Annotated in this window: 14 protein-coding genes; 5 read left to right on the top strand and 9 right to left on the bottom strand. The window is 57.5% G+C overall.

What is annotated here, in order from left to right:
* The first annotated feature begins 34 nt into the window (after positions 1-34).
* Both fetA and fetB read left to right on the top strand, forming a co-directional pair.
* On the top strand, positions 35-706 hold the full coding sequence (gene fetA, locus ACOTXR_RS07175; protein WP_014882824.1) for an iron efflux ABC transporter ATP-binding subunit FetA: 672 nt from the start codon (positions 35-37) through the stop codon (positions 704-706).
* Positions 699-1,481, top strand: coding sequence for an iron efflux ABC transporter permease subunit FetB (fetB, locus tag ACOTXR_RS07170; protein WP_058690574.1), 783 nt, complete (start codon positions 699-701; stop codon positions 1,479-1,481). Before fetA ends, fetB begins: the two co-directional genes overlap by 8 nt.
* Before the next feature lie 86 nt (positions 1,482-1,567).
* Here fetB and ACOTXR_RS07165 read toward each other — a convergent pair whose 3' ends face one another.
* Genes ACOTXR_RS07165 through tesA form a run of 3 tightly spaced genes read right to left on the bottom strand, consistent with a single transcriptional unit; the run spans position 1,568 to position 3,903 of the window.
* On the bottom strand, positions 1,568-2,422 hold the full coding sequence (locus ACOTXR_RS07165) for a co-chaperone YbbN (protein WP_014882826.1): 855 nt from the start codon (positions 2,420-2,422) through the stop codon (positions 1,568-1,570).
* Between the two features lie 58 nt (positions 2,423-2,480).
* A complete protein-coding gene (locus ACOTXR_RS07160) occupies positions 2,481-3,251 on the bottom strand; it encodes an SDR family oxidoreductase (RefSeq protein WP_014882827.1) in 771 nt (256 codons plus the stop codon).
* 28 nt (positions 3,252-3,279) lie between these two features.
* On the bottom strand, positions 3,280-3,903 hold the full coding sequence (gene tesA / locus ACOTXR_RS07155) for a multifunctional acyl-CoA thioesterase I/protease I/lysophospholipase L1 (RefSeq protein ID WP_014882828.1): 624 nt from the start codon (positions 3,901-3,903) through the stop codon (positions 3,280-3,282).
* Here tesA and ybbA point away from each other — a divergent pair.
* From ybbA to ACOTXR_RS07140, 3 genes are all read left to right on the top strand, one after another.
* Positions 3,874-4,560 carry a putative ABC transporter ATP-binding protein YbbA gene (gene ybbA, locus ACOTXR_RS07150; protein WP_421767008.1) on the top strand — a complete coding sequence of 229 codons (687 nt, stop codon included), beginning with the start codon at positions 3,874-3,876 and terminating at the stop codon, positions 4,558-4,560. The genes tesA and ybbA overlap by 30 nt on opposite strands.
* Positions 4,557-6,971 (top strand): putative ABC transporter permease subunit YbbP, encoded by a 2,415-nt coding sequence (ybbP, locus tag ACOTXR_RS07145; protein WP_058690575.1) that lies wholly within the window; start codon positions 4,557-4,559, stop codon positions 6,969-6,971. The genes ybbA and ybbP overlap by 4 nt, the downstream gene beginning before the upstream one ends.
* Positions 6,972-7,153: 182 nt before the next feature.
* A complete protein-coding gene (locus ACOTXR_RS07140) occupies positions 7,154-8,299 on the top strand; it encodes a porin (RefSeq protein WP_014882831.1) in 1,146 nt (381 codons plus the stop codon).
* Between the two features lie 87 nt (positions 8,300-8,386).
* Here the strand turns inward: ACOTXR_RS07140 and mnmH are convergent, their stop codons facing one another.
* The 6 genes from mnmH to ppiB form a co-directional block, all read right to left on the bottom strand.
* Positions 8,387-9,457, bottom strand: a complete 1,071-nt coding sequence (gene mnmH / locus ACOTXR_RS07135; protein WP_058690576.1) for a tRNA 2-selenouridine(34) synthase MnmH — start codon at positions 9,455-9,457, stop codon at positions 8,387-8,389.
* 94 nt (positions 9,458-9,551) lie between these two features.
* Entirely contained in the window at positions 9,552-10,619 is a 1,068-nt protein-coding gene (gene purK / locus ACOTXR_RS07130; RefSeq protein WP_014882833.1) for a 5-(carboxyamino)imidazole ribonucleotide synthase, read from the bottom strand.
* Positions 10,616-11,125: a 5-(carboxyamino)imidazole ribonucleotide mutase gene (gene purE, locus ACOTXR_RS07125; protein WP_014882834.1), complete on the bottom strand. Its 510-nt coding sequence runs from the start codon at positions 11,123-11,125 to the stop codon at positions 10,616-10,618. The genes purK and purE overlap by 4 nt, the downstream gene beginning before the upstream one ends.
* Positions 11,126-11,295: 170 nt before the next feature.
* Entirely contained in the window at positions 11,296-11,505 is a 210-nt protein-coding gene (locus tag ACOTXR_RS07120) for a YdgH/BhsA/McbA-like domain containing protein (RefSeq protein WP_023336837.1), read from the bottom strand.
* A 136-nt stretch (positions 11,506-11,641) separates the two neighbouring features.
* Positions 11,642-12,364 (bottom strand): UDP-2,3-diacylglucosamine diphosphatase, encoded by a 723-nt coding sequence (lpxH, locus tag ACOTXR_RS07115; protein ID WP_045134737.1) that lies wholly within the window; start codon positions 12,362-12,364, stop codon positions 11,642-11,644.
* Between the two features lie 3 nt (positions 12,365-12,367).
* Positions 12,368-12,862, bottom strand: coding sequence for a peptidylprolyl isomerase B (ppiB, locus tag ACOTXR_RS07110; RefSeq protein WP_014882836.1), 495 nt, complete (start codon positions 12,860-12,862; stop codon positions 12,368-12,370).
* Positions 12,863-13,019: the final 157 nt, after the last annotated feature.

The following is a 13,019-nucleotide window of genomic DNA, read 5'->3' as shown; positions in this document are numbered from 1 at the left end:
ACTGCTCATTATTGGGATAAAGGCAGAAGATCACATGAAGGATAACAGCGCGGTATTAACCATCGAGGACGTGGGCTACCGCACAGGCGGTACCACCATTCTGAATAATGTCAGTTTTAGCCTCTTGCCGGGCGAGTTTCGACTGATTACCGGCCCCTCAGGCTGCGGGAAAAGTACGCTGCTTAAAATCATTGCGTCGCTGCTCACGCCAACGTCGGGAAAGATCTTCTTTGAGGGGAAGGATATTTCAACGCTTTCACCCGAGGCTTACCGCCAGCAGGTCTCTTATTCGGTGCAAACCCCGAGCCTGTTCGACAGCACGGTGTACGATAACCTGCTTTTCCCCTGGCAGATCCGACATAAGACGCCCGATCCTGAACGGTTTTCCGCCGACCTGGCACGCTTCAATCTGCCGCCGGACACCCTGACAAAGTCCGTTTCCGAACTGTCGGGCGGCGAAAAGCAGCGCGTCTCGCTGATCCGTAATCTGCAGTTCTTACCGAAGGTGTTACTGCTCGATGAGATCACCAGCGCGCTCGATGATGCCAACAAGCGCAACGTCAATGAAATCATTCATCGTTACGTCCGCGAGCAGAATATTGCCGTGCTGTGGGTGACGCATGACGCTAACGAAATTACCCATGCGGATGACGTACTGACGCTCCAGCCGCATGGCGGAAAAATGCAGGAGGCAAACCGTGGGTGAGCACAATATTACGAACGAATCTCTGGCGTTTTCGATGGTGCTGGTGCTGATCGCGATTGTCGTCAGCTACCGTGAAAAGCTGGGGCTGGAAAAGGACATTGTGTGGAGTATCTGCCGCGCGGTGATTCAACTCATTATTGTCGGCTATGTGCTGAAGTATATTTTCAACGTCAACCACGCGGTGCTGACGCTGCTGATGGTGTTGTTTATCTGCTTCAATGCGGCGTGGAACGCGCAAAAGCGCAGTAAATACATCGATAAGGCGTTTATCTCGTCGTTTATCGCCATTACCACCGGAACCGCATTAACGCTGGCGGTACTGGTGCTTTCCGGCTCAATTGAGTTTACGCCGATGCAGGTTATCCCTATCTCAGGGATGATTGCCGGGAACGCCATGGTGGCCGTCGGGCTGTGTTATAACAATCTCGGCCAGCGCTTCAGCAGTGAACAGCAGCAGCTACAGGAGAAATTAAGCCTGGGAGCGACGCCTAAAGTGGCCTCCGCGCGGCTGATTCGTGAGAGCATTCGCTCATCGCTGATCCCCACGGTAGATTCAGCCAAAACGGTCGGGCTGGTGAGCCTGCCGGGCATGATGTCGGGGCTGATTTTTGCCGGTATCGATCCGGTAAAAGCAATTAAGTATCAGATTATGGTGACGTTTATGCTGCTCTCAACGGCAAGCCTGTCCACCATCATTGCCTGTTACCTGACCTATCGGAAGTTTTACAACGCGCGCCATCAGCTGGTGGTGACGCAGTTGAAAAACGTGCGGTGATTATGCCGGGCGGCACTGCGTTTGCCCGGCCTACGATCCGCACTTTTCCAGGCCCGGTAAGCGAAGCGCCACCGGGCATTTTTTTGTTAGTAGAGCAACGCGTACAGCTGACGACGATACTTCGACGCCAGCGCATCGCCGGTGCCCAGCGCGGCCAGGATCTCCTGGAACATCTTGCGCGCCTGACCGTCTGCGGCAGCGAGGTCTTTTTGCAGATGGCTAAACAGCAGCTCAAGCGCTTCTTCGTTACGCCCCACCTGATGCAGCTGCAGCGCCAGCTGGCTTGCCAGAGCCGCATCGGCCGGGTTGTCAGCGACCTGCTGCTGCAGTTGCTGAATTTCCGGCGTATCTGCCGCCTGTTTCAGCAGTTCAATCTGCGCGACCAGCCCCTGATAACGGGTGTCCTGATCCTGCAGGGGAACCGTTTTGAGCACGGCTTCGGCGTCTTCTGAACGGTGCAGGGCAATCTGCGTTTCCGCCAGCAGCAGGCCAATCTGACTGTTCTGATTCGACAGCTGCCACGCGTCTTTAAGCAGCGGCAGCGCCTCGTCGTATTTGCCTTCCTGCATCAGCGCCATGGCTTCCTGCGCTTTCAGCTCTTCTTCGCGCGGGAGCACTTTATCCAGCAGGGCGCGAATGGCCTCTTCCGGCTGTGGCCCCTGGAAGCCATCAACAGGCTGACCGTTCTGGAACAGGTAGACGGTAGGTATGGCGCGCAAACCAAACTGAGACGCCACCATCGGCTCTGCGTCACAGTCCAGTTTGGCAAGAATGAACTGACCGTTGTACTGCGCGGCAAGGCTTTCCAGCACCGGCGTCAGCTGTAAACAGTGCTGGCTGCGTTCAGACCAGAAGTAGAACAGCACGGGTTTTGCCATCGACTGTTCGAGGATCTGTTGCAGGTTTGCTTCAGTAATATTGACGATATTCTGTACGGACATGCGGCCTTCTCTTTTATCGGTTTGTTATTTACATGGGGGTGAGCGCTGTCGCTTCAACTCAACCGTGTAAAATTTTGTCCATCATCCGGCCCGGTAGCAGACGTTTTAACCAGCCAACGGCATGAGTGACCAGCGTTACCGGGTAGCGCATTTTGGGATGTTCACTCTCAAAAGCATGGCGCACTTTGGCAACCACCGCTTCGGGCCCGAGCGTAAATCGTGCGGCAATGCCGGGGTTTTCGACCGGTTTATCCGCCTGCGTCTGGTTAACGTTTTCGGTAAAGCGGGTGCGGATCGGGCCGGGTTCAATCAGGCTGACCTTAATGCCGCTGTGACGTAACTCCATGCGCAGGGCGTCGGACCAGGCCTCCAGCGCATATTTGCTGGCGGCGTAGGCGCCGCGGCCGGGCGTTGATATCAGACCCATAACTGACGATGTCATCACGATACGCCCCTCGCCGTGCGGCAGCATGGCGGGGAGCAGACGCATGGTGAGCTGGTGGACACCAAAGAAGTTGGTTGAAAACTGCTTTTCCAGCGTTTCGCGCGAGAGCGTATCCAGCGGGCCATACACGCCGTAACCGGCATTATTAAAAAGCCCGTACAGACGATTGTCGGTCAGGGCTATCACCTCATCGGCGGCGCGTTCGACGCTTTCCGGGGAGTCCATATCCAGCAGCACGCCGGTAAAGCCCAGCCCGTTCATGCGTTCGACATCGTCGGGTTTGCGGCAGGCCGCCAGCACCCGAAATCCCTGACGCTTTAATTCGAGCGCGCTTTCAAGACCGATTCCGCTGGAACATCCTGTAATTAAGACCGATTTTTGCATAACTTTACCTGTCAGGATCTCCGCTTAATCAGGAGTCATGTTTAACTAAAGGAGCCAGCCGCGTTGCCATCCAGTCGGCAATAAACGGCTGCGCATCGCGATTGGGGTGGATCCCGTCGTCTTGCATCCACTGGGGTTTGAGATAGACCTCTTCCATGAAAAATGGCAGCAGCGGAATATCAAACTCTTTGGCAAGCTTAGGGTAGATCGCGCTAAAGGCTTCATTATACCGACGACCGTAGTTAGCGGGCAGGCGAATTTGCATCAGCAGCGGCTGGGCGTTTGCCGCCTTGATGTCCTGCAAAATGGTGCGCAGCGTCTGTTCCGTCTGCTGAGGCTGGAAACCGCGCAATCCATCGTTGCCGCCAAGCTCAACCAGCACCCAGCGCGGCTGATGCTGTTTGAGTAGCGCTGGCAGGCGCGACAGGCCCTGCTGCGAGGTATCGCCGCTGATGCTGCCGTTGATAACCGTCGTCTTGCTCTGCCATTTATCGTTGAGCAGAGCGGGCCAGGCTGCGCTGGCCGCCATGCGATAGCCCGCGCTCAGGCTGTCGCCGAGAATCAGTAACGTGTCCGCTGCCGCCGCGCGGAAGGTCATCAGAATCAAGAACAGGAAGGGCAAATGCCAGCGGAAAACAGTGTTGAAGTTCATCGTCTTAAGAAGTCCGTCGGTCAGGGGGAACACGAGCTTTCCATCCTTACTGGAGTTGAACTCGTTGTCAAACGCGCTGAAACCATCGCGCTGATTGGCGAATCCGGTTCCGGCAAGTCCACGCTGCTGGCGATTCTGGCCGGTCTGGACGACGGGAGCAGCGGCGAGGTTCATCTTGTCGGGCAGCCGCTGCACCAGCTTGATGAAGAGGGGCGTGCTGCGCTGCGTGCGCGCCACATCGGGTTTGTCTTTCAGTCTTTTATGCTGATCCCCACGCTGAACGCGCTGGAGAACGTCGAACTCCCGGCGCTGTTGCGCGGTGAAAAGAGTCGCGAAAGCCGCGCCCATGCGAAGGCGTTGCTGGAACAGCTCGGTCTGGGCAAGCGCCTCAGCCATCTTCCCGCACAGCTTTCCGGCGGGGAGCAACAGCGTGTGGCGCTGGCGCGCGCCTTTAATGGCCGTCCGGAAGTGCTGTTTGCTGATGAACCCACCGGCAACCTTGACCGTAAAACCGGCGACAAAATCGCGGATCTGTTGTTCTCGCTTAACCGTGAACACGGAACCACGCTGATCCTCGTGACCCACGATCCGCAGCTGGCCGCCCGCTGCGACCGGCGTCTGCGGCTGGTCAACGGTACGCTTCAGGAGGAAGCATGATTGCCCGCTGGTTCTGGCGCGAGTGGCGCTCGCCCTCGCTGCTGATTGTCTGGCTGGCGTTAAGCCTGGCGGTGGCCTGCGTGCTGGCGCTCGGCAGCGTCAGCGACCGTATGGAAAAAGGGCTCAGCCAGCAGAGCCGGGAATTTATGGCCGGGGACCGGGCGCTGCAAAGCTCGCGTCCTGTTCCGCCGGGCTGGATTGAGGAAGCGCACAAAGCAGGGTTGAAGGTGGGAGAGCAAATCACCTTCCAGACCATGACCTTTGCGGGGGACACGCCGCAGCTCGCCAGCGTGAAAGCCGTGGATGATGTCTACCCGATGTACGGTGACTTACAAACCAGTCCGCCGGGGTTAAAACCAACGCCCGGCACGGTGCTGCTGGCATCGCGTTTAATGGCGCTTCTGAACCTGAAAGCCGGTGACAGTATTGACGTGGGCGATGCCACGCTGAAAATTGCCGGGGAGGTGGTGCAGGAGCCCGACTCCGGCTTTAACCCCTTCCAGCTTGCGCCACGCCTGCTGATGAACACGGCGGATGTTCCGGCAACCCATGCTGTCCAGCCGGGCAGCCGCGTCACCTGGCGCTACAAGTTTGGCGGCACGCCAGCCCAGCTTGATGGGTATGAAAAATGGCTGCTCCCGCAGCTTAAACCGGAGCACCGCTGGTACGGGCTGGAGCAGGACGAGGGGGCGCTCGGTAAATCTCTGGAGCGCTCTCAGCAGTTCCTGCTGCTTTCGGCGCTCTTAACCCTGCTGCTGGCGGTAGCGGCAGTGGCGGTGGCGATGGGGCATTACTGCCGCAGCCGCTACGATCGGGTGGCGATCCTTAAAACCCTCGGCGCGGGACGGCCGCAGCTGCGCAAGCTGATCGTCGGCCAGTGGCTAATGCTGCTGGTTTTGTCAGTGTTCACTGGCGGAATCATAGGGCTGCTGTTTGAAAAACTGCTGATGGTGATGTTAAAACCGGTGCTTCCGTCCGCATTGCCACCCGCCAGCTTCTGGCCGTGGCTGTGGGCGATTGGCGCGATGGTCGTGATCTCGGTGCTGGTGGGGCTGCGGCCCTACCGGCTGCTGCTCGCGACGCAGCCGCTGCGCGTGCTGCGTAATGATGTGGTGGCGAACGTCTGGCCGCTGAAGTTCTACCTTCCGGTGATTATTGCGGTCGCGGTGGGGCTGCTGGCCTGGCTGATGGGCGGCAGCACGCTGCTGTGGGCGGTGCTGGCCGGTGCGGTTGTGCTGGCGCTGCTGTGCGGCGTACTGGGCTGGATACTGCTCAACGTTCTGAAGAGGCTGACGGTGAAATCGCTGCCCGTGCGCCTGGCCGTTAATCGTCTGCTGCATCAGCCCTGGTCTACGCTCAGCCAGCTGTCGGCGTTTTCACTGTCGTTTATGCTGCTGGCCCTGTTGCTGGTGCTGCGGGGCGATCTGCTGGATCGCTGGCAGCAGCAGCTTCCCCCGGAAAGTCCGAACTATTTTCTGATCAATATCGCGCCTGAGCAGGTTACGCCGCTGAAGGGTTTCCTCTCTGAGCATCATATTGTCCCGGAGTCGTTTTATCCGATTGTTCGCGCCCGTCTGACGCAAATCAACGGGCAGTCGACGGAGGGGAACAAGGACGAGTCGCTGAACCGCGAACTTAACCTGACATGGCAGGAGAAACGGCCCGACCATAACCCGATCGCGGCAGGCACCTGGCCGCCGAAAGCGGGGGAGGTATCAATGGAGGAAGGGCTGGCGGTGCGCCTGAACGTGAAGCTCGGGGACAGCGTGACCTTCACCGGCGATACCCAGGACTTTACCGCCAAAGTCACCAGCCTGCGAAAGGTGGACTGGGAAAGTCTGCGGCCCAACTTCTTCTTTATCTTCCCGCCGGGGGCGCTGGATGGACAGCCGCAAAGCTGGCTGACCAGCTTCCGCTGGGAAAATGGCAACGGCATGCTGACGCAGCTTAATCGGGAATTCCCGACGGTCAGCCTGCTGGATATTGGGGCGATCCTGAAGCAGGTGGGACAGGTGCTGGAGCAGGTGAGCCGCGCGCTGGAGGTCATGGTGGTGCTGGTGACCATCTGCGGCGTGCTGTTGCTGCTGGCCCAGGTGCAGGTGGGCATGCGTCAGCGCCATCAGGAGCTGGTGGTCTACCGCACGCTGGGGGCCGGGAAGCGGTTGCTGCGGATGACGCTCTGGAGCGAGTTTGCGCTGCTGGGGCTGGTGGCCGGTCTGGTGGCCGCGATTGGCGCCGAGACGGCGCTGGCGGTGTTGCAGACACGTGTCTTCGACTTCCCGTGGGAGCCTGACTGGCGTCTCTGGCTGATTCTGCCTCTCTGCGGCGCGGTGCTGCTCTCCCTCTGCGGGGGCTGGCTCGGAACGCGCCTGTTAAGGGGCAAAGCGCTGTTCCGGCAGTTTATGGGGTAATCCAGCTCCGTGATAATTGCACGCCGGTTTTTATGCCGGTGTGCAATATTTTAAAAGCACAAAGTGATAATACCCACGTATTTAGTAGCACAAAACATTAAAAACCCGTCCACACGGCCCGATTATTTCCAGTTAATATTCACCCGCTAAATATTTAGCAGCGTGTCTATTAAGGAAAAATAATGACTATAAAAAAATCAGCGCTGGCGGTAACGATTGGCGCGGCAGTGGCATTAACGACCTTCGCTTCTCAGGCGGAAATCACCGTTCTTAAACAGGATCCGCAGGCGGGTAACCCGCTGAGCCGTCTGAACTTTACCGTTGGCGGCAGCATTCGTCCTCAGTTCCAGAACATGACCGGCGACGACGGTAAAAACAGCTACAAACGTAACGGTTTTGACGGCGGTACCCGTTTCCGTTTCGCGGCTGATTACTACCTGTTTGATGATATTAGCTGGATAAGCTACTACGAACTGGGTGTGAACATCCCTGCCCAGTTTAACTGGGATCATCACTATGCAGACGGCGCACACGATACCACTCGCCGTATGCTCTACACCGGCCTGAAGAGCGATACCTGGGGTACGCTGACCTTCGGTCAACAGAACAGCGTTTACTATGATGTGGTGGGCGCGAAAACCGATATCTGGGACTACGACATGATTGCTCAGGCACCAGGTAACGGGATCAACGGCGACTACGACGGTTCTTACCGTTCACGCCAGATGCTGAAATACAAGAAAACCGTGGGTGATGCCGACATCTATGCATCTTACCTGTTTGAAGACAGCGAATACCTGCCGGGTAACGGCCTGCGCTATAAGCGTAAAGGCGGCGGTTCACTGGGCCTGGATTACCACCTGACCACCGACCTGACCTGGGGCGCAGCGTGGAACTACACCCGTGCGGACATGCGTAACCCGGACAACGGCGACAGCAAAACCTACGACCAGAACATCCTCGGTACCGCGCTGAGCTGGACGCCGGACAACTGGACCTTCTCCGCAGGCGGCGGCTGGTATCAGAACTTCCTGACCACCAAAAAAGTGTCTGTTAACGACTACTTTGCGGGCGACGCGTGGGGTATTGAATACTTCGCAGGGTATAAATTCCCGATCGGCCAGTATGCGGTGAAATCCATCCAGCCTTACTTCATGGGCGACCGCATTGAATATGTGAATGGCCGTAACTACCAGCGCATCGACAATGGCGTGGGTATCAGCTTCCAGCTGGATTACGGTTTCCGCGTGGATTACGAACACGTGTTCACCTCCAGCACCGACAACCTGGGCGACATGAACCTGGTGCGTCTGCGTTACGACTTCTAAGTCGTCTGTTCCCCGGTGGCGCTGCGCTTACCGGGGCTACAAAAGCACGCGTAGGCCGGGTAAGGCGTAGCCGCCACCCGGCTTTTTTCAGCGATTCAACCAGCCCGCAACCTCTGCGAACGTGCCGCGATAAATAATCTTCTCCGCTTTCTTCTCAAGCTGATAGCCGTACATCGGGTCGTAATACTCCTTCAGAAGCGGCACAAGCCAGCTAAAGTGCGCCTCGGTATTGCCAGAGCGTTGTTGCTCAATAAGTGCAGAATCCAGCAGCGCTGTAAATTCCGCAAAGCGCTGTAGCCCCAGGCGGCGGCGAATGGCGAACAGTCCGTGGTGCAGATACGCGCTGTACTCTTTCCAGCCGGCCTCTTCACCATAAGCCGCAGAAAAATCCGCCCACATGTGGTCGAAGTACTCTTCGCGCAGACGCTCAAGACGAATATCAAACGGATCCTCGACAACCGCGATGGGCGCTTCATTCATGCGGTCGCGCAGGCACTCCGGCAGGTGGTTGGAGCCAATCATTCGACCTTCATCTTCCAGCACCCAGCGCGCGGCATCTTTTTTTAACAGCTCGACGGCAAGGTGATTTTCAAAGCTGGCCTGGGACAGTTGCGGAGTGAGCGTGCGGCCAAAGGACGAACCGCGGTGGTGCGCCAGCCCTTCCAGATCGATACCCTGCGCATGCTGCTTCACCAGCAGGGTTTTCCCGTTTCCGGTACAGCCGCCGATAAGCACCATCGGCTTTTGCGACTGCTCAATCGTCACCTGAATCGCCGTCTGGCGCAGGGCTTTATAGCCGCCGCGGATCAGCGGGTAATCGACACCGGCCTCTTTCAGCCAGGCCTGTGAGATATGTGAACGCTGGCCCCCGCGCGCGCAGCAGAGATAACCTTCAGGGTGAGCAAGGCTGGCTTCACGCCAGGCGTTAATGCGCGCCTCACGCGTCTCGCCGTTGACCAGACTATGGCCGAGCGCCAGTGCGGCCTCGGGGCCCTGACGTTTATAGCATGTGCCCACGGCGGCGCGTTCGTCGTCGTTCATCAGCGGCAGGTTAAGGGCGGCGGGCATCGCGCCCTGAGCAAATTCTATCGGCGCGCGAACGTCGATTAAAGGGGTATCAGACGCGAGGATCGCGCGATAGTCCGTTCCATCGTTCATGGGTATTCCAGAAATAAAACCAGCAATGGCGGGGATTTTACGCGCGAGAGGAGAGGCCGGGGAAGGGGAAGATCAACTCCCCGGCACTTATCGCTTATTTAAGCTTTGACTGAGCCCAGACAATGCCGCTCGCGTATTCCGGCGGCAGGAGAGGGATCATGGCTTCCAGGGTGGCGCTCAGGCGGCCCGTGTCGCTGTCGTTCAGGTTCAGGTGACCCACTTTACGACCCTGGCGGACCTCTTTGTCATACCAGTGCAGATGCACCAGCGGCAGCTTGAGCCAGTCGTAGTTCAGATCGGTCCCGATCAGGTTGATCATTACCGACGGGCTGTTCACGACCGGCTGCGGCAGTGGCAAATCGGTGATGGCACGCAGGTGGAGCTCGAACTGGCTGATGGAGGCACCGTTTTGCGTCCAGTGGCCGCTGTTATGCACGCGCGGCGCCAGCTCGTTGATCAGCAGGCCGGATGGGGTAACAAAACACTCCATCGCCATCACGCCCACGTAACCCAGCTCGTGCATTATGGCTGAGAGCATGTCTTCCGCCTGCGCCTGCTGGTCGGCGTTTGCCTGAGGGAAGGCGACGCTAGTGCGCAGAATGCCGTCCTGATGCAGGTTATGCGTCAGCGGATAAAAGACGGTGTGTCCGTCATGCCCGCGTGCGCCAACCAGGGACACTTCGCCGCTAAAGTTGATGCCCTGCTCAACGATACACTCGCCGTAGCAGTCGTCCGGCAGCTCCGCGGTTTCGTGCGCACGCAGACGCCACTGGCCGCGGCCGTCGTAGCCGCCGACGCGGCGCTTCACGATCGCCAGCTCGCCCAGCATCGCGAACACGTCATTCCACTCGCCTTTATCGGACAACAGCTGCCACGGCGCGGTCGCCAGACCGAGCTTGTCGAACAGCTGCTTTTGCGTCAGACGGTCGGCAATGATCGGAAACACGTCGCGGTTAACGAAGGCGTTATGGCGGGCCAGCTCGCGGGTCAGCGCGGTTTCCGGCCAGCGTTCGATCTCGGCGGTGATCACGCTCTGGTGGAACGGTACCGCTTCCGGTTCGGCATCCAGCCCGACAGGCCAGACGGCAATACCCAGCGGTTCACCGGCCTGGCGCAGCATGCGGCCTAACTGGCCGTTACCGAGGACGCAAACCTGCTTCATGCCGCACCCCGCGGGTCTGGATTATCCAGCACCTCATCGGTCTGGGCTTTACGCCACTCCGCCAGACGCTGGTGTAATGCTTTATCGTGCGTCGCAAGAATTTGCGCCGCCAGCAGGGCGGCATTAGCCGCACCCGCTTTACCAATCGCCAGCGTGCCGACAGGGATACCGCGCGGCATCTGGACGATGGAGTAGAGGCTATCCACACCGCTTAACGCGGCGCTTTGGACCGGGACACCGAGAACCGGTACCAGGGTTTTAGCGGCAATCATGCCGGGCAGATGTGCTGCGCCGCCCGCACCGGCAATGATCACCTCATAGCCATTCTCTTCGGCGCTTTCGGCGAAGCTGAACAGTTTGTCCGGTGTACGGTGCGCGGAGACCACTTCAACGTGGTGCGGAACATTCAGGATTTCAAATATTTCGGCGGCGAACTGCATGGTAGCCCAGTCGCTTTTGGACCCCATCACGATGGCGACACGCGCCGGATTATTGCGGGAAGACATGCGTCTTAAAACTCCTGTGGTGCGAAACACACTGCTTTCGAGGGCACAGAGAATAGCATGTTATGCGGGCAAGGAAAACGGTTGCGCGGTTAAATCTTGAGTCGTTGTAGGCCGTAAGGCATAACAAAACAGACCGCATCTGGCGGTCTGTTTTCGTCGATGGGCAATCATTATTTAGTCAGTTCTGCCGTCATGTGTACGCGGTTGTTGAACTGGGCGCTCGTGATTTTGTAAGACGCGCCTTGTTCAGCAGCCTGCGCGGCAATTTTCGCTTCTGCACGGTCAAGGGTAGAGGCGGTTGCACTCACGCTTTGAGCGAAAGAACCGAAAGAAACCAGGGAAAGAGCGGCAACTGCAACGAAAGTTTTGATGGATTTCATAGTCGTATTCCTTAAGTATTTTATCTGTGATAGGGCGTGTTGCCCTGATGTGATAAATAATAGGCCGACCACGGGCTGATTAAAATCGAAACAATTTGCCGATATTGTTCAAAAAAATAGAATGATAGTGTGAGGGTTAAAACGGAAACGCAATCAGCTCAACACCCTCAGGCGTCACTTTGACCATGGAACCTTCGCTGTGCCAGGCACCCAGTACGACACGATGGGCCGGTTCGCCGTTGGCAAGAAGGGAATGAACGTCAGGGCGGTGGGTATGACCGTGGATTAACCACTGAACCCCATGTTTTTCCATTACGCTCACTACGGCCTGCGGATTGACGTCCATGATGGTCATGGATTTACTGCTGTTAGCGGCTTTACTGCCCGCACGCATTCTGGCTGCGATGCGTTTACGGATAAAGAGCGGCAGGGCAAGAAACAGCGTCTGGATCCAGGGGGTGTGAACTTTGGCGCGAAACGCCTGATAGCCGGTATCGTCCGTGCAGAGCGTATCGCCGTGCATAATCAGCAGCCTGCGGCCATAGAGGTCGAGCACCTGTTCTTCCGGCAGCAGCGTCATGCCGCTTTCGCGGGCGTAGCGCTTGCCGAGCAGAAAATCACGGTTGCCGTGAATGAAATAGCAGGGGACTCCGGAATCAACCAGCGCCTTAATGGCGGAGGCGATTTCACGATGCAGCGGGTCAGGATCATCGTCGCCAATCCAGGCTTCAAACAGGTCGCCCAGGATGTACAGCGCATCGGCGCTTTTCGCTTCACCGCGTAAAAAACGCAGAAAACCGGCGGTGATCGCCGGTTCTTCTGTTTGCAGATGCAGATCCGCAATAAAGAGTGTCGCCACGAATTACTCGCTGACGGTCACGCTTGTAATCACAACGTCTTCTTTAGGAACGTCCTGGTGCATGCCGCTGCGGCCAGTAGAGACGGCTTTGATCTTATCGACCACGTCCATACCTTCAACCACTTCTGCGAACACGCAGTAGCCCCAACCCTGCAGGCTTTCGCCGGAGAAGTTCAGGAAGTCGTTATCAGCCACGTTGATGAAGAACTGCGCCGTCGCGGAGTGAGGCGCCTGGGTACGGGCCATTGCCAGCGTGCCACGGGTGTTTTTCAGGCCGTTGTTGGCTTCGTTTTTGATCGCTTCTTTCGTCGCTTTCTGCTTCATACCCGGTTCAAAACCGCCACCCTGGATCATAAAGCCGTTGATCACGCGGTGGAAAATGGTGTTGTCGTAGAAACCTTCGCGGCAGTAGTCCAGGAAGTTTTTAACTGTTTCAGGCGCTTTGTCATCAAAGGTTTTGATTACGATATCGCCATGATTAGTGTGGAAAGTAACCATTTTTGCATCCTGTTCCGTTATTGTGGTACGTCGACCCGCGTTCGGGTCACATATAGGGGCTTGTTATAGCATAACCACAGGACGCGATCACCTTGCATTGTGTGCTGATCCTATTCCGAATTATAGGTATTATAGGGAACAAACAACCCACACACGT

The organism is Enterobacter cloacae complex sp. IR53030 (assembly GCF_049238365.1).
Taxonomy (GTDB): domain Bacteria; phylum Pseudomonadota; class Gammaproteobacteria; order Enterobacterales; family Enterobacteriaceae; genus Enterobacter; species Enterobacter kobei.
Note: the sequence above shows the minus strand (reverse complement) of the source record. Positions and strands in the feature narration are given on the sequence as shown.